The organism is Vibrio sp. YQ_11 (assembly GCF_043103065.1).
GTDB classification, from domain to species: domain Bacteria; phylum Pseudomonadota; class Gammaproteobacteria; order Enterobacterales; family Vibrionaceae; genus Vibrio; species Vibrio parahaemolyticus.
Genome location: NZ_JBICJM010000010.1, coordinates 160,264 through 183,994 on the forward strand (window position 1 = coordinate 160,264; position 23,731 = coordinate 183,994).

General features: G+C 44.6%; 17 protein-coding genes and 1 tRNA gene. 9 read left to right on the forward strand and 9 right to left on the reverse strand.

The window, feature by feature from the left end; all coding sequences use genetic code 11:
• Positions 1 to 111: 111 nt before the first annotated feature.
• Entirely contained in the window at positions 112 to 2,814 is a 2,703-nt protein-coding gene (adhE, locus tag ACF8EG_RS07900; RefSeq protein WP_053815688.1) for a bifunctional acetaldehyde-CoA/alcohol dehydrogenase, read from the reverse strand.
• A gap of 800 nt (positions 2,815 to 3,614) precedes the next feature.
• Here adhE and ACF8EG_RS07905 point away from each other — a divergent pair.
• The gene (locus tag ACF8EG_RS07905; RefSeq protein ID WP_005461786.1) at positions 3,615 to 4,253 is read left to right on the forward strand and encodes a YchE family NAAT transporter; all 639 of its coding nucleotides are present in this window, start codon (positions 3,615 to 3,617) and stop codon (positions 4,251 to 4,253) included.
• Positions 4,254 to 4,288: 35 nt separating this feature from the next.
• Positions 4,289 to 5,146 (forward strand): ion transporter, encoded by an 858-nt coding sequence (locus ACF8EG_RS07910; RefSeq protein WP_005461750.1) that lies wholly within the window; start codon positions 4,289 to 4,291, stop codon positions 5,144 to 5,146.
• Between the two features lie 61 nt (positions 5,147 to 5,207).
• Here ACF8EG_RS07910 and asd read toward each other — a convergent pair whose 3' ends face one another.
• Complete coding sequence (gene asd, locus ACF8EG_RS07915; RefSeq protein WP_021484870.1) at positions 5,208 to 6,323, reverse strand: aspartate-semialdehyde dehydrogenase; 1,116 nt, start codon at positions 6,321 to 6,323, stop codon at positions 5,208 to 5,210.
• Positions 6,324 to 6,757: 434 nt separating this feature from the next.
• On the opposite strand from asd, the gene nhaC reads away from it, so the two are divergent.
• Positions 6,758 to 8,191, forward strand: a complete 1,434-nt coding sequence (gene nhaC / locus ACF8EG_RS07920) for a Na+/H+ antiporter NhaC (protein ID WP_069504712.1) — start codon at positions 6,758 to 6,760, stop codon at positions 8,189 to 8,191.
• An 86-nt stretch (positions 8,192 to 8,277) separates the two neighbouring features.
• Here nhaC and ACF8EG_RS07925 read toward each other — a convergent pair whose 3' ends face one another.
• The 3 genes from ACF8EG_RS07925 to yejK form a co-directional block, all read right to left on the reverse strand.
• Positions 8,278 to 9,441 (reverse strand): chemotaxis protein, encoded by a 1,164-nt coding sequence (locus ACF8EG_RS07925; protein WP_069504714.1) that lies wholly within the window; start codon positions 9,439 to 9,441, stop codon positions 8,278 to 8,280.
• Positions 9,442 to 9,549: 108 nt separating this feature from the next.
• Positions 9,550 to 10,740 carry an Hpt domain-containing protein gene (locus tag ACF8EG_RS07930; protein ID WP_392411341.1) on the reverse strand — a complete coding sequence of 397 codons (1,191 nt, stop codon included), beginning with the start codon at positions 10,738 to 10,740 and terminating at the stop codon, positions 9,550 to 9,552.
• Between the two features lie 207 nt (positions 10,741 to 10,947).
• Entirely contained in the window at positions 10,948 to 11,946 is a 999-nt protein-coding gene (gene yejK / locus ACF8EG_RS07935; RefSeq protein WP_020841077.1) for a nucleoid-associated protein YejK, read from the reverse strand.
• Positions 11,947 to 12,031: 85 nt separating this feature from the next.
• Between yejK and ACF8EG_RS07940 the strand changes: the two genes are divergently transcribed.
• The 3 genes from ACF8EG_RS07940 (at position 12,032) to ACF8EG_RS07950 (ending at position 14,335) form a co-directional block, all read left to right on the forward strand.
• Positions 12,032 to 12,259, forward strand: coding sequence for a YejL family protein (locus ACF8EG_RS07940; RefSeq protein WP_005461743.1), 228 nt, complete (start codon positions 12,032 to 12,034; stop codon positions 12,257 to 12,259).
• Positions 12,260 to 12,282: 23 nt separating this feature from the next.
• A complete protein-coding gene (locus tag ACF8EG_RS07945; protein ID WP_020841078.1) occupies positions 12,283 to 14,091 on the forward strand; it encodes a DUF3413 domain-containing protein in 1,809 nt (602 codons plus the stop codon).
• A 153-nt stretch (positions 14,092 to 14,244) separates the two neighbouring features.
• Positions 14,245 to 14,335 (forward strand) — tRNA-Ser (locus ACF8EG_RS07950).
• Between the two features lie 168 nt (positions 14,336 to 14,503).
• Here ACF8EG_RS07950 and ACF8EG_RS07955 read toward each other — a convergent pair.
• Positions 14,504 to 15,412: a histone deacetylase gene (locus ACF8EG_RS07955; protein ID WP_069504716.1), complete on the reverse strand. Its 909-nt coding sequence runs from the start codon at positions 15,410 to 15,412 to the stop codon at positions 14,504 to 14,506.
• 269 nt (positions 15,413 to 15,681) lie between these two features.
• Here ACF8EG_RS07955 and ACF8EG_RS07960 point away from each other — a divergent pair, with 269 nt between their 5' ends.
• A complete protein-coding gene (locus ACF8EG_RS07960) occupies positions 15,682 to 16,371 on the forward strand; it encodes an SDR family oxidoreductase (RefSeq protein ID WP_029830203.1) in 690 nt (229 codons plus the stop codon).
• 121 nt (positions 16,372 to 16,492) lie between these two features.
• Positions 16,493 to 16,699 carry a hypothetical protein gene (locus ACF8EG_RS07965; protein ID WP_005461782.1) on the forward strand — a complete coding sequence of 69 codons (207 nt, stop codon included), beginning with the start codon at positions 16,493 to 16,495 and terminating at the stop codon, positions 16,697 to 16,699.
• Positions 16,700 to 16,749: 50 nt separating this feature from the next.
• Here ACF8EG_RS07965 and ACF8EG_RS07970 read toward each other — a convergent pair whose 3' ends face one another.
• The 3 genes from ACF8EG_RS07970 to ACF8EG_RS07980 form a co-directional block, all read right to left on the reverse strand.
• Positions 16,750 to 18,714 carry a DNA topoisomerase III gene (locus tag ACF8EG_RS07970; RefSeq protein ID WP_069504718.1) on the reverse strand — a complete coding sequence of 655 codons (1,965 nt, stop codon included), beginning with the start codon at positions 18,712 to 18,714 and terminating at the stop codon, positions 16,750 to 16,752.
• 105 nt (positions 18,715 to 18,819) lie between these two features.
• Complete coding sequence (locus ACF8EG_RS07975) at positions 18,820 to 19,368, reverse strand: NAD(P)H nitroreductase (protein WP_005461733.1); 549 nt, start codon at positions 19,366 to 19,368, stop codon at positions 18,820 to 18,822.
• Between the two features lie 179 nt (positions 19,369 to 19,547).
• Complete coding sequence (locus ACF8EG_RS07980; RefSeq protein WP_031849985.1) at positions 19,548 to 21,560, reverse strand: NADPH-dependent 2,4-dienoyl-CoA reductase; 2,013 nt, start codon at positions 21,558 to 21,560, stop codon at positions 19,548 to 19,550.
• Between the two features lie 225 nt (positions 21,561 to 21,785).
• Between ACF8EG_RS07980 and sppA the strand changes: the two genes are divergently transcribed.
• Positions 21,786 to 23,636: a signal peptide peptidase SppA gene (gene sppA, locus ACF8EG_RS07985; RefSeq protein ID WP_069504720.1), complete on the forward strand. Its 1,851-nt coding sequence runs from the start codon at positions 21,786 to 21,788 to the stop codon at positions 23,634 to 23,636.
• The last annotated feature ends 95 nt before the right edge of the window (positions 23,637 to 23,731 follow it).

Below are 23,731 nucleotides of genomic sequence, written 5' to 3' on the forward strand. Positions count from 1 at the left end.
AGCAACCTCCAGCTCCTAAACAAAAAAAGCCCCAGTCATTTGACTGGGGCTTTAACCTTTTCCCGATTAAAGTTTCGTGCTAGCGAAAACCTTACTCAAAGCGACTCTTAATTACGCGTCAGCCTTTTCTTTTTTAGCTTTAGGAGCAGATTTCGCTGCTTCTTGGTCTGCTTTCTTCTTGATTACTGTAGTACCTTCGAAAGTTTCACCTTCAACGAAAGCTTTACCGTAGTAAGAAGCTAGTAGAACGTCTTTTAGCTCGCTAATTAGAGGGTAGCGTGGGTTCGCACCAGTACATTGGTCATCGAACGCTTCAACCGCTAGCTCGTCTAGTTTCGCTACGAAGTCAGCTTCAGCAACACCTGCCGCTTGGATAGACATTGGGATGTCTAGGTTAACTTTTAGTTCATCCAACCATGCTAGTAGACGTTCAATCTTCTGAGCAGTGCGGTCACCAGCTTGGCTTAGGCCTAGGTGGTCTGCAACTTCAGCGTAACGACGACGTGCTTGTGGACGGTCGTATTGAGAGAACGCAGTTTGTTTAGTTGGGTTGTCGTTCGCGTTGTAACGTACCACGTTAGAGATAAGTAGTGCGTTAGCCAAACCATGTGGAATGTGGAACTCAGCACCTAGTTTGTGTGCCATTGAGTGACAAACACCTAGGAATGCGTTCGCAAACGCTACACCAGCGATAGTAGCTGCGTTGTGTACTTTCTCACGAGCGATTGGGTCGTTAGCACCGTTCGCGTAGCTTGATGGTAGGTATTCTTTTAGCATCTTAAGTGCTTGAAGAGCCTGACCGTCAGAGTATTCGTTCGCAAGAACAGATACATAAGCTTCTAGAGCGTGAGTTACTGCATCGTAACCACCGAACGCTGTTAGAGACTTAGGCATGTTCATTACTAGGTTCGCATCAACGATAGCCATGTTTGGCGTGATTTCGTAGTCAGCTAGTGGGTACTTAGCACCAGTCTTGTCGTCAGTAACAACTGCGAATGGAGTAACTTCTGAACCAGTACCTGAAGTTGTAGTGATACATACAAGCTCAGCTTTTTTACCCATTTTAGGGAACTTGTAGATACGTTTACGGATGTCCATAAAGCGCATTGCTAGTTCTTCAAAGTGAGTTTCTGGGTGCTCGTACATTACCCACATGATTTTCGCTGCATCCATTGGTGAACCACCACCTAGCGCTAGGATAACGTCAGGTTGGTAGCTAGCCATTTGAGCCGCACCTTTTTCTACTACAGATAGTGTTGGGTCAGCTTCAACATCGAAGAATGTTTGAACTTCCATGCCTTGAGCTTTCAGTAGGCTTACTACGTCATCTGCGTAACCGTTGTTGAATAGGAAACGGTCAGTTACTAGGAATGCGCGTTTCTTACCTTCTAGGTCGCCAAGTGCGATTGGAAGGCTACCACGACGGAAGTAGATTGACTTAGGTAGTTTATGCCACAACATGTTTTCAGCTCGCTTCGCTACAGTTTTCTTGTTGATTAGGTGCTTAGGACCTACGTTCTCAGAGATAGAGTTACCACCCCATGAGCCACAACCTAGAGTTAGAGAAGGTGCAACGTTGAAGTTGTACAAGTCACCGATACCACCGTGTGTAGTCGGGATGTTGATTAGGATACGAGCAGTCTTCATCTTGTCACCGAAGTAACGGATGCGGTCTGCATTCACGTCTTGGTTAGTGTATAGACCAGATGTGTGACCGATACCGCCGATCTCGACCATTGTTACTGCTTGAGCAACTGCATCTTCGAAGTTGTCAGCACGGAACATACCTAGAGTTGGAGACAGTTTCTCGTGAGCAAATGCGTCATCGTAAGATACTTTGCCTAGGCCTTCACCGATAAGCACTTTAGTATCTGCAGGAACTTTAACACCCGCCATTTCAGCGATAGCTGTAGCTGGTTGACCAACGATTTTCGCGTTTAGCGCGCCGTCGATTAGAAGCACTTTACGTACTTTGTCAGCATCTGTTTTAGATAGAACGTGAGCTTTATGAGAAGCAAAACGCTCTTTTACTTCGTCGTAAACTTCGTCAACTACGATTACAGCCTGCTCAGAAGCACATACTACGCCGTTATCGAAAGTTTTAGACATTAGTACAGAAGCAACTGCACGTTTGATGTCTGCTGTTTCATCGATAACTACAGGAACGTTACCAGCACCTACACCGATTGCTGGCTTACCAGAAGAGTAAGCTGCTTTAACCATGCCTGGACCACCAGTCGCAAGGATAAGCGCGATGTCATCGTGTTTCATTAGAGCGTTTGATAGCTCAACTGAAGGTTGGTCGATCCAACCGATGATGTCTTTTGGTGCACCTGCTGCTACTGCTGCATCTAGAACAAGTTTAGCTGCATCGTTAGTAGAGTTTTTCGCACGTGGGTGTGGTGAGAAGATGATACCGTTACGAGTCTTCAGAGAGATTAGAGATTTGAAGATCGCTGTAGATGTAGGGTTAGTTGTTGGTACGATACCGCAGATGATACCAACAGGTTCAGCGATAGTCATAGTACCTAGGTTGTCATCCTCTTCTAGGATGCCACACGTTTGTTCGTCTTTGTATTTGTTGTAGATAAACTCAGAAGCGAAGTGGTTCTTGATTACTTTATCTTCAACAATACCCATACCAGATTCTTCTACCGCTTGTTGCGCTAGAGGGATACGAGCTTGGTTAGCTGCAAGAGACGCTGCACGGAAGATTTTGTCTACTTGCTCTTGAGAGTAAGTAGCGAACTCTTCTTGCGCTTTCTTAACGCGAGCAATCATTGCATCTAGTTCAGCCATATTAGTTACAGGCATAGGGATTCTCCTAAAATTAACAAATATTAAAAACTTTTTATTAAGGCAATTGTCTTTCGTTTTTACTGTTTATCAGTCACTTAGAGAACAAACGTCTTAGTAAATTGCTTTCAGGACTGAGTATAATATTTCAGAGTGTGAAAAAAATTGACTTGGATCAGTTCTCACACTCGAAATACCACCAAAGTAGTGGTTAACCACAACAATTTAATGTAACTATTTGATAAACAAATAAATTAAACCAACTTATTTATTGCATAAAAAACAAGCAAACAGACAAAAAAATAAAAGAAACAACAACAACCTGTAAAAAAGTTTCATTTTTAGCCAACAAAATTACATGTAGGCCTAATTTTTTGTGCTACTGAGAGTATATCGAATCAAATACATCTCTCTACAAACCACCTTTGTTTTTATCAAAAATGTGCGAATGTTAACGTTTGTGTAAAACAGCACAATTTCACAGCAACATTCTATGTAACATTTCACTCTCAGATTAGATACATTTTATTAAAAAATTAGTTTTTCTCACAAATAGTGGGGTCAATACGTTAGTTTTTTTCATTTCTTCCTAATGCACTTTTGCCTTACATTTAGCGCCGAAAACCAATCTGGAATCTGGTAAGTAGATGTTCCAATAATTGCGCAGAAATTCGATAAGAACAAAGGTGACTACAGTTATCCATCCCTTTCTAACTGTAGTCACCTCCCACGAATTTACTTAGCAACAAAACCCGATAGATTGGTGTAAATTTACCCTTTCCGTTTTTCACTAATGTGAACATTTACGAGTACGCAATATGCAGACTTTAGAGCTAGCCATTTTCCTGCAGTTTTTCTTGGGGTTGGTTGCCGCCGTTAACCCTGTAGGCATCATGCCTGTTTTCGTGTCTTTAAGCGGACATATGACACCAGAAGAAAAGATCAAAACCGCGACAACAGCCAATGTGGCAGTGGCCGTGATCCTGATCATTTCCCTGCTTGCAGGTCAGTTACTGTTGGATATGTTCAGTATTTCACTGGATTCATTCCGAGTGGCGGGTGGCTTGCTGCTGTTAAGCATCGCCTTTTCGATGATGAGCGGTAAGCTCGGTGAGGATAAGCAGAACAAACAAGAAAAATCTGAGTACGTTAGCCGCGAACAGATCGGCGTTGTACCACTAGCGATGCCACTAATGGCTGGTCCTGGTGCAATCAGCTCAACAATCGTTTATGGCGCGCGTTACCCAAGTATGTTCGATACCGTGGGCATCGTTATCACGATTGGTCTATTTTGCCTTTGTTCTTGGTTGCTATTTCGTTCGGCACCTTTGATCGTTCGTTTCTTGGGTCAAACAGGCATCAACGTGATCACACGTATCATGGGTTTGATTCTTGGTGCGCTAGGCATCGAGTTTATTGCAAACGGCTTACGTAACTTGTTCCCTGGATTAGCCTGATTTTATTAATGACGTTATGATAGAGCGATTCAACAATGGATCGCTTTGTCATGACGACTCACTCTCTAAAAAATACACTTTACGTCACTATATTTGGCACCCACACCAAAGCCGGCCGTGCTTTTGATATCGCGCTTATTATTGCCATCATCAGCTCGTTAGCCGTTCTCGTTCTAGATTCCATTCCCTCGGTACGTGCCGAGTGGGCAAAAGAACTGAAGTACCTTGAATACACCTTCACCGGCCTGTTTACCATTGAGTACTTGCTACGTCTGTATTGCTCGCCAAAACCGGTGGCGTACGCAAAAAGTTTCTACGGTATTGTCGATCTGTTGGCGATCATCCCAACTTACTTAGTATTGTTCTTCCCATCCGCCTCTTTCATGGGCGTGATCAGAGCACTACGTGTGATGCGTATTTTTCGTATCTTGAAGTTGGTGAGGTACCTGCAAGAGTCCAACATTTTGTTGCGCTCATTACTAATGGCTCGCAGAAAGATCTTCATCTTCTTCACAACCGTCGCCATTTTAGTCACGATTTTCGGTTCATTGATTTTTATTGTTGAAGGGCCAGAAAACGGATTTACCAGTATTCCGAAAAGTATTTATTGGGCTATTGTGACCATAACCACCGTGGGATATGGAGATTTGGTTCCTCAAACTAACTTAGGTAAAGCGCTGGCATCTATAACCATGCTCTTGGGTTACTCGATTCTCGCGGTTCCGACAGGGATATTTACAGCTGAGCTACATCAAGAGATGCAATCCCACAAAGTACTGGTGAAGTGCCCTAATTGCTCTCAAGCTGGACATGACTCGGACGCTATCTACTGTAAACATTGTGGAAGCGAGTTGGCCGACCCGGACAAAAGAGTGGTTCGAGGTGAAGGTTAAAATAGAAGGTTAAAAAAAGAGCTCCTACTATATAGGAGCTCTTTTTACGAAGTTTTGTCGATTACGCTTTTTCAGAAAGGATAATACGAAGCGTACGACGCAGTGGCTCAGCAGCACCCCAAAGTAATTGGTCACCAACAGTGAACGCGTTTAGGAAATCATCACCCATTGCCATCTTGCGTAGACGACCAACAGGAACTGACATAGTGCCGGTGACCTTCGCTGGCGTTAGCTCTTGAGCCGTGATGTCACGATCGTTTGGAATCACCTTCACCCAGTCATTGTGAGTTGCAATGATTTCTTCGATTTCATCCATCGGCACATTTTGCTTAAGCTTAATAGTTAATGCTTGAGAGTGACAACGCATCGCACCGATACGCACACATGTACCATCGATAGGAACTGGAGAACCTTGTGAACCAAGGATCTTGTTCGCTTCAACACCCGCTTTCCACTCTTCTTTGCTCTGACCATTATCGCGCTTCACATCGATCCACGGGATCAACGAGCCAGCTAGTGGTACGCCGAACTTGTCTGTAGGGAATGACGCGCTGCGCATTGTGTCTGCAACTTTCTTGTCAATATCAAGAATTGAGCTTGCTGGATTTGCCAGTTCTGAACTTACTGCATCGTTGATAACGCCCATTTGAGAGATCAACTCACGCATGTTTTGCGCGCCAGCGCCAGAAGCGGCTTGGTAAGTCATCGCACTGGTCCATTCCACCAACCCTTTTTCAAACAGGCCACCAAGACCCATCAGCATCAGGCTAACGGTACAGTTACCACCTACAAAGGTGTTCGTGCCGCCATGAATACCATGTTGAATTTGTTTTAGGTTCACAGGGTCTAGCGTGATGATCGAATCTTCCGCCATACGCAGCGTTGAAGCAGCATCAATCCAGTAACCTTTCCAGCCTGCTTGACGAAGTGCTGGGTACACTTTTTCAGTGTAGCTGCCACCTTGACACGTAATGATCGCATCAAGCTGTTTTAAACTTTCGATATCAAAGGCATCTTGAAGCATACCTGCATCTTTTCCTAGATTAGGCGCAGGGATACCTACTTGAGAAGTGCTGTAGAAAACTGGTTCAATCAAGTCAAAGTCTTTTTCTTCGACCATACGCTGCATTAGAACCGAACCGACCATGCCGCGCCAACCAACTAAACCTACTCTCATCGCATAACTCTCCATGTAATAAATTAAACCTACCCCATAGTTCATTTTTCGCAGAAAAATCTCAAGCCCTAATTTGTAAATGAGGTCAATTTTTACCCTTTTACCGAGAAAATTCACGTTAGCCGTAATTTCGAACTATTTCTGCTGCCTTTACTCCTCGATTAACAAGTAGGGAAATCCCCTACTCCGAGCGTATTGGTCTTACCACTCAGTGAGAAAACAACAACTGAAGCACAATAAATTCACATCACACAACATTTAAATACATAGATTTTAAAGTTAATTGGCAGTTAATTTTACAAGCAAACGTTTTAGCCGACGAACATCAAGATAAAACACCAAATATTCGAAATATAATTTTTGTTAATGTATGTTATGCGCCATTACAACAAGGAGCGCCTTCCTCTATTGCTCCAAGATTGACAGAGGCACATATGAAGCAAGTTACAACACGCCTTCCTAGCTTGATACAGGTATTTATCTCGCTAGGTTTATTTCTACTTCTGGCATTTTCCTTTACTGCCAAGCTAGACCTACCAATTCAGCTCGCGCTGTACATCGGCTGGTTTATCATCATGCTATTAGGTCTTAAACTTGGTCATCAGTACAAAGACTTAGAAAAAGCCGCGCTAAACGGTATTTCTAATGGTCTGGGTGCAGTATTGATTCTCCTTGCCGTTGGTGCACTTGTCGGCACTTGGATTTCAGGCGGAATCGTACCAACCATCATCTACTACGGTCTTAAAGCCATCCACCCTTCTATCTTTTTGCTAGCAACAATGATCATCTGTTCATTGACTGCGTTGGCAACCGGCACATCTTGGGGTGCAGCAGGTACCGCAGGTATCGCAATGATGGGGATTGGCCAAGGTCTTGGCGTTCCTGCCCCAATTACAGCGGGTGCAGTACTTTCAGGTTGTTACTTCGGTGACAAGATGTCGCCTCTATCAGATTCAGTGATTCTTGCTTCATCAATGTCTAACGTTGAAGTGATGGAGCACATCAAAGGCATGCTGCCTATCGCGCTGATCAGCTACGTGATCACTGGCATTATGTTTACTGCTTTTGGTTTCCACTACGCAGGTCAAATAGACATGAGCCAAGTGGACTCAGTGATTAAAGCGATGGAACAGCAGTTCTACATCACGCCTTACTCATTTGTTCCTGTGATCATCGTATTGTCACTTCTAGCAATGCGTATGCCTTCATTCCCAGTGATCAGTTTTGGTTCTCTGCTAGGTATTATTTGGGCAGTAATGATTCAAGATGTGGACTTCCTGACTGCGTTCAACACTGCTTGGGCTCCGTTTGCAATCTCATCTGGCGTAGATTTCATCGACTCGATTCTTAACCGTGGCGGCATGTCTTCAATGCTTGGTTCGGTAGCGGTTATTGTGTTCGGCCTTGGTTTTGGTGGCCTGCTAGACAAAGTGGGCGTGCTTGAAACTATCGCGAAACTGTTTGAAAAACGCGTTCAAAGTGCAGGTTCACTGGCAACAAGCACAATTGGTACGGCCTTTATGGGTAACGTGTTTGGTTCGGCGATGTACGTTTCACTTATCCTGACACCAAAAATCTGTGCGAAGAATTACGACCGTCTAGGCTACAAACGTAAGAACTTATCTCGTAACGCAGAATTTGGCGGCACGCTAACATCAGGCATGGTTCCTTGGAGTGACAACGGTATCTACATGGCTAGTATTTTGGGTGTTGCTACGCTGTCTTACGCCCCATTCATGTGGCTAAGCTTTGTATGTATTATTGTGACTATCTTCACGTCTTACATGGGTTGGTTTGTTGATAAATGCGAACCAACAGCAGAAGCAGTTGAACAAACTGAAGGCAAATTAAAGCAGCAAACGGCTTAACTTCACAGCGTTAGGAAGAACCTCCCTTCCGAATGAAAGACAAAAAAAGAGCGCATTAGCGCTCTTTTTTGTATCTAAACTACACGTTAGCTTTGTTTTACTTTTGTTTTCACCGCCGCTCGCTTGCCAAGCACATAACCTAAACCAAGCGGAGCGAAGAATATCGCAGCAATGAACAGAATAAAGTAGACAATTGTGCTCTTCACTAATTCTATCAACTTGGTCATGGCGAGATTCACAACCTCTTGAGACACTCTATCCATATCCTGAGCAAACTTCTCTCGCTCATGAGTGATGATCAGAGCGATCTCTTGGCGCTCTCTTGCCACCATTTCTTCTAATGCTTGTCGCTCTTCACCTAACTGAGACAAACGCGCTTCGGTTTTTTGGTCAATGTCGTCCACTAAAGGCTGCAGTTCAACCGCCATTTGTTCAGCCAAATAACGCATATACTCAGGGTTGTTATCGATGAAATCTCTCATTGAGTCAGCAGTCACTTGCAGACTGTTCAAAGCGGCATTAACCTTCTCAATACTTGCCGAACTGTTCAACGCTAATAACTGCGCCTTCCAAGTCATGATCTTTGGCGTTTGTTCAGAGACCAAACTCAATCTATCGGATACATCTCCCAATGCTTCCGGCATCGTACCCAACGTTGTTACCGCGTCTTCCTCACTGATTTGATTGGCTTCTAACCAAGCACGGTAAGCTGGCGTTCTAATCATGCTTAAATCAGCGAACGGATACTGTTTAACAAAGTCAGCAACAAAGAGCTTCGTTTTATCGTAAACCTCTTTTTTCAACAGTGATTGAGCTAGCTGGTCTACCTCGTTGGCTAAGTGTGCCGAAACTTGTTTGGCTTCATCCGTAGCAAAAATGTCACGGCCAGCGCCCGTTGCATAAAACTGGTTCATTTGATGAGTGAACACCCACGTATCAATCAATGCAGCCATTGGTGAGACTTGATATGCTGCAGCTTGCAAGCCTTCTTCTGCATTGATCTTCCACAGCAGGACGTAAGACTGGTTCACTTTATCATTGGGATCATACTGCTCTTGAAGCACATCGGCGGCTTGCTCAACTTGAGCAAAAAATTGAAGTGCATATTCGCGCGTTAAAATGCGCATATTAAGCTCTTGCTTAGTGAGAGGAACGGTCTGGCTGTCAATTTTCACTTCTAACAGGGAACACCCTGAAAGAGTGGTAACCAACCACAAAACCATTAGTGACGATAATCGACGAATGGACATGAAGCTACCTTTATCAAATTGTATAGAACATGAATTAAGCGGGACCCAAGTGTAGGTTCGAACGCGCCTTTAATACCTCAACCGCCAACATTTTAAGTCAGAGGAATATCAATCTGTTAGCACTTCTCGTATCTTTTCACTGTTGAGAACTTTCTCTGCGAAAAGTGTTGTTTGTTGTAATACGTCCCTTAATTGACAGAGCTTATTATCCGGTACCTCTTTGCCCTGTTTTATCAATAATTCTATCTCACCTGAGATGTAATGAAGGGGCATTGCACCTAAACTTCCTGACACCCCTTTCAGGCTGTGCGCCGCGCGCTGTGCGTTGTCTATATCTTCGTTTAGAAGTTTATGTAATTTAGAACCATCTTCAGCATGATCTTGAATAAAGACCTCGAGCAACATTCGGACAGCGCCTTCATCGCCAGAAAGCGAATCCAGCATTCTGTTTATATCGATAAACGGTTCTTGCGGAGCCAGCAATTCTTGTCGCGAATCAGGGGCTAGCTCTTGCGTTTTATTCGCTTGAGCATCACTTGCCAACTCACGCGCTTTGTTCTCGTGTTCTAAAGAACTGGATGCGTTTTCAGTTTGAGAAACGGCAGGCTCTGATGAACTTGAATTCGCCACCGCATTTTTAGAGAAGACAGCCCATGAGACCAACGCCAACAGACAACCGCTCACGACAATGAGCCAAAAGATAAAAGAAACCAGTTTTTGTTCGAGCGTAGCCTTCATCGACACCAACTGATTAGGAAAATCTGGCTTTAATAACTGATTCGCCAAATAACTGCCCTGCGCATTCGCCGCAAGAACACTTGAGGTTTGTGCGAGTCGACGTTGAAATGCAGAACGCTCCCCTGTCGACAGTGAATCCGATTCGATGAACAGTAAATCCAGTTCGCGATAGGTATCCGTATTGGTGTTGGAGTCGCTAAAAATCGATTCAAGAACTAAGGCTCCCAAGCGGTAATACATGTTTTCAATTTGCTGCGAGTTGTTTTCCGCACCTCGGCTGGTGTGCAGTTGCTCCGCCAACGATACCAACTCACCATCACTACCAATAAAAGCGCGTGCACTTTCCAAAAATCGGTCAGTTGAATAAAGCAATTGCGTGACGTCTGGCCCATTCGCATCAGAGACTTCACTTTCTAATTGAAGACGAACCGCGTACACAAGCTGAAGTTTGAGTGAGACTTGATCGACATGCTTAACTCGATACGGCAACTCAAAATTAAAGAAGTTACGTACTTCCTCAACTTTGCTGCCGAGTTCATTCAATGTGGAAAGCGTTTGCATCGTCTGCTTTGCTTGAAACCAAAGAGTTGCAGAAAATACACACCACAAAATGAATAAGAACCAAATAATCCGCTTAATCCCTGCTCTTAATTGATGCAACGCTCAGTCCTCATATAATCCATTAATTACAAGCATATACCATGTTCTGAGCTCTGGCTGTGCTTGCTTCACATAAAAAAAGAGAGCCTAGGGCTCTCTTCATAAGAATTAGTTACGACTTAACTGATCTTTCAAGTTTGGCGGTGTCCCTTTGATCGTCAGCGTATCTGTTTCTGGATCGTAGAAAATACGCTCGCCCAATAACAAGCTGTCAAAGCTGATATTTAAACCACCACCGGCACCCACATATTTAGTCAGCTTACGAACCGTTGAGCGATCACCAGGGAATGATTCTTCAAGCTCGTAACCTTGCTCTTTGGTGAAGTCCATAAAGCTCGTACCATCTTGGCTTGGCGGTAACTCACCAGAAAGTTCAGAAATTTGAACCTCTTCACCAGATTTGATCTGCTCGTTACAGTAGTTATAAACCTGCTTTTTGTACTCGTTAACTTCTTGCTTTTCCAACTTAGAATCCGCACAGAAGTCATCCACCGCTTGCATCAACACAAGGTTTTGCTGTTTCGTGTCTAACCCAATATCGGCTTGCAGAAAATCAAGGAAGAAGTCAGCGACTTTACGACCAACACGCCCTTTGATGTATTGTAGGTAACGGTTAGATTCTTTATCCGTCTCGTAACTCGAAAGGTCAATGCGCGCCGCGATGTCCATCTTCGTGATATCGAGGTAGTCCGTCGCGCTGATGTCCAAACCCTCAGTCACTTTAAGGCTTTGGTTCATCGGCAAGATACCAATGAAAAGATAATCTGTTGCTAAACTTTGGTACTCAGCAAAAACCAAAATGCCTTCATCCGCAAATGGGTACTTAATCAGTTCTTCTTTCAGGCGATTTGCACTAATTTGTGAGAAGTCGTAAAAATCTCGCTCTCCTTTGCGCATTTCTTGAAGCCAAAATTGAAATTCGCTGTCTGACTGGAAAGAGCCAAAACCTTTACCAGCTTTAGAATGGAATACTCGATGGAGCTCTGCGACGAGATTTTCAGTTGAAGCATCGTTTTCTAGTGATGCTGGACGAAGTTTAACAATCAGTTCGTCCTGATCGTTTTTGCACAGTTGATGCAGAATAACGTTTGAAAGATGAAGGCTCATAGTGATTTTATCTTGCTACAAGGTTTTAGTTGAAGGGCATTGTAGGTTATCATAAGCCGCTTTTACTATCATTATTAGAGTCTTTATGCCGATTACATCTAAATATACTGACGAACAAGTAGAGAAAATTCTTGCTGAAGTCGCTTTGGTTCTTGAAAAACATGCCGCTTCTCCTGAATTGACGCTAATGATTGCCGGAAATATCGCAACGAATGTCTTAAATCAACGTGTTGCAGCTTCACAACGCAAACTGATTGCTGAAAAGTTTGCTCAGGCGCTGATGTCTTCATTAGAAACACCAAAAACACATTAATAACGGATAAATAGAACACATACATGGTAGACAGCGGAAACTCATACGGCGAACGTGTATCTCGACTGGTTGGTTGGGGTCATTGGTTTGCATTCTTCAACATCGTAGCTTCGATGTTGATAGGCACACGCTACATTGTTCAGTCGCCTTGGCCCGAGACGTTGCTGGGTCAGTTCTATCTTGCGGTTTCGTGGGTTGGCCATTTTGGCTTCCTTGTTTTCGCTCTCTACTTATTGGTTCTGTTCCCGTTGACGTTTGTCCTGCCATCACGGAAGTTATTTCGTTTGGTGGCAGTGATCTTTACCACTGTTGGACAAACAATCTTATTGATTGATACCCAGGCATATCAATCCATAAACCTGCACCTAACCCCTGTGGTTTGGGAGCTGTTATTCAGCGATGATAAAAGTGCGTTAAGCTCGGATCTACAACACCTGTTTGTTGTGATGCCGCTGATATTCCTTGTTCAGCTCGCCTTATCAGAATGGGTTTGGCGTAAACAACGCAAACTGTCTCACAAACACGTTGGTCGTCCACTGGCTGCCGTGTTCTTTTTGAGCTTTATGACCAGCCATTTGGTCTACATTTGGGCAGATGCCTATTTCTATAATCCGATCACGAGCCAACGCTCAAACTTCCCGCTTTCTTACCCAATGACAGCGAAAAGCTTTATGGAAAAACATGGTCTGCTTGACCGTGAAGAGTACCTAAAACGCTTAGCGGAGAATGAAAATAACGTTGAGCTGGTGAACTACCCACTAGAAAAACTTGAATTCAACCGCCGTGTAAACAAGTTGAACGTATTGATGATCAGCGTAAATAACCTGCGAGCAGACGCGCTGAATCAAGAAGAAATGCCAAACCTCTACGAGTTTGCACAACAAAACCAAAACTTCCGTAAACACTACAGCTCAAGCAATGACACCTACGGTGCATTTGGCTTGTTCTATGGTTTACCAACGAGCTACGCCTCTAGCATCAAGGCACAAGGTGCCTCGCCTGTACTTCTTGATGTACTTAAAGATCAAGGCTACACCTTCGGTTTGTTTAGCGGCAGCGGTTTTGAAGATGACCTTTATTCAGAAATCGTCTTCCGAGGCGTAAACCTAGCTGAAAAACTGGATGGTACTCAAGCCCATACCGACAAACAATCTATCGCCGATTGGAACATGTGGCTAACGGAAAAAGCGAACCAGCCTTGGTTCAGCTACATCGAAGTTACTACGGTAGATAATTTTGAATCTATCCCGTCGAACTCGAAAGAAGATATGTCGGCGAGTGAACGCTTCAAAAATGCTTATGAGTTTGCAGTGAAATCGGCGGATGACAAAGTCGGCGGTATTATCAAAACACTTGAAGACGCTCAATTACTGGCAAACACCGTTGTTATCGTCACTTCCAACCATGGCAGTGAGTTTAACGAAACCAATACCAATAGCTGGGGCGCAAACAGTAACTACAGTCGTTACCAATTGCAGGTGCCTATGGTAATCCATTGGCCTGGTATGATGGCTGGTGAGTTTAATCACAGCACGAGCCATTTAGACCTTTCAGTTACGCTACTGCAAGATATGCTTGGTGTATCGTCCAATCCATACGATTACAGCAGTGGTCGTAACTTATTTGACGAAAGCCGTCGCCGTTGGATTCTTGCTGGTGATACTCGAGAACTTGCTCTCATCACAAATAACCAAACTACCGTGATCGATAAGTTCGGGAACTACAAGCTATACGATGAGAACTACAAGCGCATGCGTGATGAAACGCCTAAACTGCCGGTTCTTATGCAAGGCTTAACCGAGTTACAGCGTTTTTACTCTAAAAGTGAATAGTTGAACACTCAAAGTTGATAGAAAAGCTCTCCAAATGGAGGGCTTTTTGTTTGTTTAAGCAACAAACAACACAAAATCGAACAGGAAACACTCAAACGAATAATTTAGGGGTTTACAAGGTTTTCAAAGCCTTATATTATTCGCGTCAACAACGGAGAGATGGCTGAGTGGTTGAAAGCACCGGTCTTGAAAACCGGCATACGTTAATAGCGTATCTAGGGTTCAAATCCCTATCTCTCCGCCACATTTAGAAAAAGCCCGCTAAGAAATTAGTGGGCTTTTTCGTATATTCAGATTTGAAAGGACTTGGACAAATCCCTCCTTGAATACAAGCCCAACACTCCGCCACATTTAGCAAAAGACCACTAATACGTTAGTGATCTTTGTTCTGCCTAATTGCCTTCTTCAACTATCAAGAGGCAAAGACTTCTGTCGCCGCTTTTATTAACTGCATGTGAATAGGTACAAGGTCTGCGTGGTTTGTTCTATATCCACCACCCACAACGGCGGCAACAGGAATCCCTCTGTTTTTCATCAGTTGAAAAAGAAACCGATCACGCTCAAAAATTGCTTGAGTCGATACGTCAAAGTAACCAAGCTCATCATCTTGATGAATATCTACCCCAGCGTCGTAAATCACCATATCTGGACGATGGAGATTCAACGCCATCTCGACCACCTCTTTAAACGTCATCAAAAATGTTTCATCGTCTGTTCCTTTTGCTAACGGAACATCCAAATCAGACTGTGGTTTTCTCGCAGGAAAGTTTTTATCGCAATGAAAAGAGAGCGTCACGATGTCCGGCTCTTCTTGGCACAAGGTGGCGGTTCCATCACCATGATGAACATCACTATCAATAATTAAAATCTTATCAACGCACTCGTTATCCAACATATGTTTAGCCGCAATCACTAAATCGTTGAACAAACAGAATCCGCTACCAAAATCTTTGTGAGCATGGTGATAACCACCACTTAAGTGCAGTGCGATACCGTGCTCAAGCGCTTTTTCGGCTGTCAGAAGTGTACCAGCCGCTGACGTCAGTGTTCGAGTGATCAGAGCTTCACTCCAAGGAAAGCCGATTCGACGCATTTTAGCGACTGGCATATTTCCTTGTACCAGTAAGTCAACATAGTCCGCATCATGCACGCGCTTGATCGCTTCAATTGACAGCGCTTGTGGTTCAAAAAACTGCACCCACTCAGCTTGCACACCGCGACGTACCTCTTCATAGAGATATTGATACTTCATGATTGGGTAACGATGCCCTACAGGCAATTCAAGTTTTGAGTATATAGGGTGGTATATCAGTGGCAACATGAGACATTCTTTTCATACAACGTTGTGAAATATTACCAACTACAAAGGTTGAATAGAAATTAATTTAATTGATAATGATTTTCATTAAAATTAAATTTCATACTCCAACGATGAAGAAAACGACATTTACGGTCCTAGGCGCTTTGTTTGGTTCCTTCTGTGCTATTTCTGTATTTATATCCATGTTGTTTAGTGCATGGTGGTTAGTTGATTTTGTCGCACTCAGCTAACACAATAGTTCGATAACGAGTCTTACCAGAGAGTTAAAAATGGCCCATAGTGTTTTTATCACAGGCGCAAATCGTGGTATTGGTTTGAGTCTGACAGAGCTTTATCTTGAACGCGGGTGGAACGTCCACGCTACTAGCCGTAACGTCACAGACAGTGACGAACTACAAGCTTTGAGCTCACGTTACTCCTCTTTGAGCTTGCATGAACTGGATGTTACTGATTACGCAAAAATCGCGTTACTTGCTCAGAGCCTGCCACCTATCGACCTTTTGATTAACAACGCTGGTTACTACGGCCCTAAAGGTTATGGATTTGGAAACACCGATGTGGATGAATGGCGTAAAGTACTTGAGATTAATACGATAGCGCCACTTAAACTGGTCGAAACGCTCTATCCACAACTGCAACAAGGACAGTTGAAAAAAATCGCCTGCATCTCTTCAAAAGTCGGGAGTATGACGGAGAATACATCGGGTGGCGGCTATATTTATCGCTCGTCAAAGGCGGCACTCAATTCCGTAGTCAAAAGCTTAAGCAATGACTTAACGCCTGACGGTTTTACTGTCCTTGCTTTGCACCCTGGTTGGGTACGCACCACAATGGGTGGGCCAAATGCACTTATAGATGCAGAGACATCAGCTCAAGGGCTGGCACAAGTTATTGACCAAAGCACCGTTGAACACTCTGGTCAATTCATCAATTACGACGGAACTTCGCTTCCTTGGTAAGTATTTTATAAAAAGATGAGAGGTAGGTTAGCTTTATGCTTTCTACTTCTCTGACAACCTTGAATTTCTGCGTTTCCTTTCCAGACTTAGTAAGGCTATCAAACAAATAAGGAGAGTGAGCATGGCTGCAGATAGAGATCTGGTGAATTTTAGTGAAGATCACGAACTCAACTACTGCTTAAGAAGCGCAGGAAAACGTCAAACACAAGCGAATCGCGATGCGTTGGTCGATTTAGGTAAGCAAGTCAAACAAGTCTCAGGCAAACGAGTTCTTACGCAAGATGATGTAAGAGGTGCCATTCAAAATCACGGAGATCTGTTTGAGTAACACCACCACAAACAACAAGCAAAAGCGGCGCTCTCATGCGCCGCTTTTGTTTAAGAGCTCTTTCGCTTGGAGGCTCCCGCTTTCGATGCCCCACTCTTTGGGTAGCTTCGCTTTTTACGCTTGAACGCCGGACGTTCGACTTTAGGTAAGTGGCGCAGAGAATCCGGTATTGGCCCTGATTTTACTTGGCTCATCAACCCATCAATACGCTGCTCAAGTGCCTGCATGAAAGGTTGATAAGCTTGATTTCTTTCTGCCATCCCCTGAAGTTGGTGCTCCCAATGAGCGGTCATATCAGGATACGTCGCATCTTGTGGTAATGCGTTGATTAACCCTCGTCCAGCTTGCGAACTGAGTATGGATTTACCTTGCCTTGTCAATAACTGACGCTTAAAGAGCGTATCCAAAATACCCGCACGAGTCGCTTCCGTACCTAATCCATCTGTGTCGCGCAGAATTTTTTTCAACTCTTTATCGGCAACATAACGAGCAATTCCCGTCATCGCTTGCAGCAGAGTGGCTTCAGTAAAGTGTTTTGGTGGCTCAGTTTTTCGGTCTTTAATTTCACCTTCACGACATGTTGACACCGTGCCTTCACTTAACGGTGGCACCGCATCAATACCTTCGTCTTCTTTATCCGTTTTTCCCATCAGTGCTTTCCACCCCGGCGAAACAAGTTGACGGCCTTTAGCGATGAAAATGCCACCAGCGATGTCGAATACCAATTTCGCTTCGGCATAGACAGCCGCAGGATAAAACTGCATTAAATATTGGCGCGCAATGAGCTGATACACTTTCATTTCGTTGCCAGACAGTGCATTAACGTTGGCTTGCTTAGGCGTTGGAATGATGGCGTGGTGAGCATCGACTTTTTTGTCATTCCACGCTTTCGATTTAATCGATAAATCGGCACCCTTCACTGCGCTTTGCAGTTCTTTGGCGTTGTTTGCAATAGCGGATGTAACCGTTCCAGCTTGAGAATAATGCTCCAACGGCAAGTAGCGACAATCAGAACGCGGATAAGTGATCAGTTTGTGCTTTTCGTATAGTGCCTGACAAGTATCTAGCACTTGCTGCGCACTCATGCCATAACGCTTTGCTGCATCAATCTGCAAAGCAGATAATGAATATGGCAATGGTGCAGATTGCTTGGTTTGCTTCTGCTCTGATTCCTTCACTATCGCTGGCTGGTTCGCGATCCGATTAGCGACGTTTTCGACTAACTTGCGATTTAATACTCGCCCTTCTTCATCCTGCCATGGTTTGCAAGCCTCACTGGGTTTCCAGCGTGCGCGAATATCAAACGCCCCATTTTGGTCTTGATACGGGATCAATGCGTGCAGCGTGAAGTAATCTTTCGGAACAAAGTTTTCAATTTCTTCATCTCGACGGACGACAAGCCCTAGAACCGGAGTTTGCACACGCCCAACCGAGAGCACACCTTGGTAGCCAGCCTTTTGTCCCAGCAAGGTATAAGCGCGAGACATATTCATTCCATACAACCAATCCGCCCGTGAGCGCGCGAGAGCGGAAACAGACAGAGGAATAAAATCACGATTACTGCGCATTGAGTTTAGTGCGCGCTTCACCGCAGGTAAGTTCAAGTCAGAAATCAGCAAACGCTGTGTCGCTTCTTTCTTAGTTTTGGAAAGCTTGCAGTAGTCGAGAACCTCATCAACTAACAACTGCCCTTCACGGTCTGGGTCTCCCGCATGAATCACTTCGGTTGCTTCTTTGAGCAATTTACGAATCACGGTTAACTGCTTACTGGCACTTTTTCTCGGTCTAAGTTGCCATTGCTGAGGAACAATCGGCAGATCGGCCATGTTCCATTTTTTGTAGCGTTCATCGTAAGCGTCTGGCTCAACTTGCTCTAGCAAATGACCAATACACCACGTCACCACATCACCATTTCCACAACGGATAAAGCCTTGGTCTTTCTTTTGGGGATTAGGTAAAGCCGCCGCAATAGCACGACCTAGACTGGGTTTTTCAGCAATAAACAGACGAGACATAAGGATTTGGAAATCAAAATAATTAGGGCCACATTATCGAATGTAGCCCTAAGAAATCAAGGAAAAACTGTATAAATGAACAGTAAGCGTTATCTAGATATGTATTTATTGAAATTCAACAAACTTAGACAAATCGCGCTCTGGCACTTTCATTGGAGTACAACCTGGTGTGCCAAGGTATAGAAATCCAACAATTTCATCCTCACCTTCTAGGCCAAATGCTTGATGTACCTCAGGGTGGAACATCCATTTACCTGAACGCCAAAAACCTTGAAAACCTTGCGCAACCGCCGCCATCTGCATTGCTTGAACAGCGCAACCTGCAGAAAGATATTGTTCCAATGCAGGGACTTTTTCATGCTCGGTTACTTTCGCGATCACGGTAATGACCATTGGGGCACGAAACGGCGCATTTTTCACTTTTTCGATCACGGCTTCATCACTATGGTCTGCAATCGCGGCTTTCACCAAAATATCTGATAGCTTCTTCAAACCATCACCTTGAGCAATCACAAAACGCCAAGGGGTTAAGCCCGCATGGTCAGGAGCACGAAGACCTGCGCGAATAATATTCTCCAACGCTTTGCCCTCTGGTGCTGGCGCAGATAATTTGGCGATAGAGCGACGGTTAAGCAAAAGATCGAGAGCTTCCATGAGCGAGTCCTTATTGAATCTAACTGTTATTTTCTTTGCTGCTCACTTTAGCATAATCCTCTCACTCGAATAACAATCTGTTTTTTAGGGATTATCGTGATGATTCACACAAACCGAGATTGACAGAAACAAAAAAGCTGCGCATTACACGCAGCTTTTGAGTCATATAAAGCTTGATGTTATAGCTTCACAGCAAGTTTTACGCCTTGGCGAATTGCGCGTACTGCATCCAACTCACCGGCATGATCAGCGCCACCGATGATATGCAGTTTTTCACCAAGTTCAGACCACTTGTCTTCAAACGGACGTACTGATTCCTGTCCCGCACAAATAACGACTTTATCAGCCTCTAAAAGCTGCGCTTTACCATCTACATGAATGTGTAAACCGTTGTCATCAATTTTGTCATAAGACACTCCACCAAGCAGATGCACTCCGCGTTTTTCTAATGTGCGTTTATGGATCCAACCTGTCGTTTTACCCGGCCCTTTACCAACACGACCTTTGCGACGTTGAAGCACCCACACTTCTTTGTCACTCACCGCGTCTGGGTAAGGATACAATCCACCTGGTTGCGACATTTCTTTATCAATGCCCCATTCATGCAGCCAATCATCCAACGTTTGCCCAGCTGGCTCGGTAATCATTGTCGCAACATCAACACCAATACCACCAGCACCAACAATGGCGACTTTTTCACCAACAGGTGTTTTGTCACGAATCAGCGTTTGGTAATCCACCACTTTTCCTGCATTATCAATACCTTCGATATTGACCTTACGAGGTTCAACACCAGAAGCCATCACAACCTCATCGTACTCTGTCAGCAAGTCGTAGTTCGCTTCCGTAGACAAATGCAGATTTACACCCGTTTCATCAATTCGGTTAGCAAAGTATCGAATCGTTTCTCTGAATTCCTCTTTACCCGGGATTTGCATCGCTAAGCGGAATTGCCCACCAATTCGGTCGTTCTTTTCAAACAGATCAACTTTATGACCACGTTCAGCTAAAGTCGTCGCACAAGCTAAACCAGCAGGGCCTGCGCCTACAACGGCAATATTTTTCTTCTTGAACGTTGGTTCAACCACAATTTCTGTTTCGTAACAGGCAAGTGGATTGACGAGACAACTAGCGCGCTTACCTTTAAATACGTTGTCCAGACACGCTTGGTTGCAGCCGATACACGTATTAATAAACTGCGCTTTCTCTTGTTCTGCCTTCGCGACAAAGTATGGATCCGCCAAGAACGGGCGAGCCATTGACACCATATCCGCCTGACCAGAAGCAAGGATTCGCTCTGCTTCATCAGGAGTGTTAATTCGATTACAGGTGACGATTGGCACAGAAACGTGCGGTTTCACCTTCTCGGTTACCCATGTAAATGCACCGCGAGGTACTTGCGTTGCAATGGTCGGAATACGTGCTTCATGCCAACCAATACCAGTGTTGATAATGGTGACGCCCGCGTCTTCCAATCCTTTGGCTAATTCAATCACATCTTCGAACGTGCTGCCCTGCTCGACGAGGTCCAGCATCGAAAGACGGAAAATGATGATGAACTTCTCACCCACCGCTTTACGTACAGCTTTCACTATCTCCAACGGGAAGCGCATGCGTTTTTTGTAACTGCCGCCCCAATCGTCATACCGCATATTGGTGCGCTTACAAAGGAACTGATTGATCAAATAACCTTCTGAGCCCATTAATTCCACGCCGTCATAACCGGCAAGTTGAGCAAGTTCAGCGCTGTTGGCAAATGCATCGATGGTCTTTTTGATCTGACGCTCGCTCATTTCACTCGGCGCAAACTTCGCGATCGGCGCTTTAATGCCAGAGGCGCTCTGCGCAAACGGGTGCATCGCGTAACGCCCAGCATGTAAAATCTGTAGCGCAATTTTACCACCATGCTTGTGCACCGCATCGGTGACTACTCGGTGCGCCTTTGCGTGTTTTGGCTTACTAAACTCCGCACTTAACGGGTGCAGACGACCGCGTAAATTCGGTGAAAAACCACCGGTCACGATAAGCCCGACGCCACCTTTCGCGCGCTCTTCATAAAACGCGGCGAGCTTTTGCAATCCTTCCTTGTGCTCTTCTAGGCCAGTGTGCATTGATCCCATCAGGACTCGGTTTCGTAATTGTGTAAAACCTAGGTCCAGTGGTTTTAATAAATTAGGGTACATGGCAGACATCACTAAACATCCATTTTTATTATCATGGTCTGACCAGACTACGTCCGGAAAACCAAAAAATCAAACAGGCGTTTACATTTTTGTAACACCGATCAATCTCGCGCGAAAATATGCCAATTGTTGAGTGAGCGTGATAAGCTAAAAAAATGTTATCTTTTGAGATCTTAGAGATAAGAACCCATACTTTGTAAGATTAGGGAAAGACTATCTCGTTATGGAGACAAGATGAAAAAACTCTTCAAATTTATTGGTTTGATATTTAAGGGGATATGGAAAAGCATCACCTTTATCAGACTCGCGTTGGCAAACCTGATCTTCCTTTTGATGATCGCCGTGTTTTACTTTGCGTTTACCTACACTGGCGAAGGACGACCTGTTATCGAGAAAGAATCCGCTTTGGTTATGAACCTTTCTGGTCCCATCGTGGAACAGCGTCGTTATGTCAATCCAATGGACTCAGTTGCAGGTTCTTTTTTAGGTAACGAGATGCCAAAAGAGAACGTTTTGTTCGATATCGTGGACACCATTCGCTACGCAAAAGACGATGCCAAAGTCTCTGGCTTGGTATTGGCACTGCGCGATCTCCCAGAAACGAACTTAACGAAACTTCGTTACATTGCTAAAGCGTTAAACGAGTTTAAGGCATCAGGTAAGCCAGTTTACGCGGTGGGTGACTTTTACAATCAGAGCCAATATTACTTAGCAAGCTACGCCGATAAAGTGTACATGGCACCTGATGGTGGCGTATTGATTAAGGGCTACAGCGCTTACTCTATGTACTACAAAACTCTGCTAGAGAAGTTAGACGTATCCACTCACGTTTTCCGAGTCGGTACTTACAAATCAGCTATCGAGCCGTTTATTCGTGACGACATGTCGGATGCGGCAAAAGAGTCTGCCACTCGCTGGGTCACTCAGTTGTGGAGCGCGTTTGTCGATGACGTGACGACTAACCGCAACATCAACGCCAAAGTGCTAAACCCAACGATGGAAGAACTGCTTACCGAGATGAAATCTGTGGATGGTGATTTGGCGCAATTGGCAGTCAAAATGGGGTTAGTTGATGAATTGGCGACACGCCAAGATATTCGTACCCTATTCGCCAAAGAATTTGGTAGCGATGGTAAAGACAGCTACAACGCCATCAGTTATTACGACTACCTAGCGACGATTCGCCCAGACTACACACTCGCAAACCATGATATTGCCGTTGTTGTTGCAAGTGGCGCCATCATGGATGGTCAGCAACCTCGTGGAACAGTAGGCGGTGACACGGTTGCAAGTCTACTGCGTCAAGCGCGTAACGATGAGAAGGTAAAAGCAGTCGTGCTTCGCGTAGACAGCCCTGGTGGCAGTGCGTTTGCGTCAGAAGTAATTCGCAACGAAGTAGAAGCGCTAAAAAAAGCAGGCAAACCTGTTGTAGTTTCGATGTCGAGCTTAGCGGCCTCTGGCGGTTACTGGATTTCAATGAGCGCAGATAAAATCGTCGCACAACCAACAACACTGACAGGTTCTATTGGTATCTTCAGCGTTATTACGACGTTCGAAAAAGGCTTCAGCAAACTTGGTATCAACACCGACGGCGTTGGCACCTCACCGTTTTCTGGCGACGGCATTGCGACTGGCTTGTCTGAAGGCGCGTCTCAAGCGTTCCAATTAGGCATTGAGCATGGCTACAAACGCTTTATCTCTTTGGTTGGTTCAAACCGAGATATGACGGTAGAAGAGGTAGACAAAGTCGCGCAAGGCCGAGTTTGGACAGGTCAAGATGCCTTATCATTCGGTCTTGTTGACCAAATGGGTGACTTCGATGATGCCGTTGAGTTAGCTGCGAAGCTGGCGAACGTGACAGATTACGGGATTTACTGGGTTGAAGAGCCATTGTCACCAACAGAACTATTCCTACAAGAATTCATGAATCAGGTGAAAGTATCCCTTGGTGTTGACGCAACAAGCCTTCTGCCAAAGAGCCTTCAACCTGTGGCTCAACAGTTCGAACAAGATGCAAGTCTGCTTCAAAGCTTTAACGATCCGAAAGGACAATACGCTTTCTGTTTGAACTGCCAAGTACAGTAGATTTTCAGTAAGAAATACAAAGGGCATCTCTACGTGAGATGCCCTTTTTTATTGAGCTCAACATCTCCTCAGATGACTTTCATATGCTGTGCGCC

What these genes read in the sequence shown, in the direction of transcription:
- adhE (WP_053815688.1), bottom strand. Translation starts at nt 2,814, where the DNA reads ATGCCTGTAACTAATATGGCTGAACTAGATGCAATGATTGCTCGCGTT.
- ACF8EG_RS07905 (WP_005461786.1), top strand. Translation starts at nt 3,615, where the DNA reads ATGCAGACTTTAGAGCTAGCCATTTTCCTGCAGTTTTTCTTGGGGTTG.
- ACF8EG_RS07910 (WP_005461750.1), top strand. Translation starts at nt 4,289, where the DNA reads ATGGATCGCTTTGTCATGACGACTCACTCTCTAAAAAATACACTTTAC.
- asd (WP_021484870.1), bottom strand. Translation starts at nt 6,323, where the DNA reads ATGAGAGTAGGTTTAGTTGGTTGGCGCGGCATGGTCGGTTCGGTTCTA.
- nhaC (WP_069504712.1), top strand. Translation starts at nt 6,758, where the DNA reads ATGAAGCAAGTTACAACACGCCTTCCTAGCTTGATACAGGTATTTATC.
- ACF8EG_RS07925 (WP_069504714.1), bottom strand. Translation starts at nt 9,441, where the DNA reads ATGTCCATTCGTCGATTATCGTCACTAATGGTTTTGTGGTTGGTTACC.
- ACF8EG_RS07930 (WP_392411341.1), bottom strand. Translation starts at nt 10,740, where the DNA reads ATGCAAACGCTTTCCACATTGAATGAACTCGGCAGCAAAGTTGAGGAA.
- yejK (WP_020841077.1), bottom strand. Translation starts at nt 11,946, where the DNA reads ATGAGCCTTCATCTTTCAAACGTTATTCTGCATCAACTGTGCAAAAAC.
- ACF8EG_RS07940 (WP_005461743.1), top strand. Translation starts at nt 12,032, where the DNA reads ATGCCGATTACATCTAAATATACTGACGAACAAGTAGAGAAAATTCTT.
- ACF8EG_RS07945 (WP_020841078.1), top strand. Translation starts at nt 12,283, where the DNA reads ATGGTAGACAGCGGAAACTCATACGGCGAACGTGTATCTCGACTGGTT.
- ACF8EG_RS07955 (WP_069504716.1), bottom strand. Translation starts at nt 15,412, where the DNA reads ATGTTGCCACTGATATACCACCCTATATACTCAAAACTTGAATTGCCT.
- ACF8EG_RS07960 (WP_029830203.1), top strand. Translation starts at nt 15,682, where the DNA reads ATGGCCCATAGTGTTTTTATCACAGGCGCAAATCGTGGTATTGGTTTG.
- ACF8EG_RS07965 (WP_005461782.1), top strand. Translation starts at nt 16,493, where the DNA reads ATGGCTGCAGATAGAGATCTGGTGAATTTTAGTGAAGATCACGAACTC.
- ACF8EG_RS07970 (WP_069504718.1), bottom strand. Translation starts at nt 18,714, where the DNA reads ATGTCTCGTCTGTTTATTGCTGAAAAACCCAGTCTAGGTCGTGCTATT.
- ACF8EG_RS07975 (WP_005461733.1), bottom strand. Translation starts at nt 19,368, where the DNA reads ATGGAAGCTCTCGATCTTTTGCTTAACCGTCGCTCTATCGCCAAATTA.
- ACF8EG_RS07980 (WP_031849985.1), bottom strand. Translation starts at nt 21,560, where the DNA reads ATGTCTGCCATGTACCCTAATTTATTAAAACCACTGGACCTAGGTTTT.
- sppA (WP_069504720.1), top strand. Translation starts at nt 21,786, where the DNA reads ATGAAAAAACTCTTCAAATTTATTGGTTTGATATTTAAGGGGATATGG.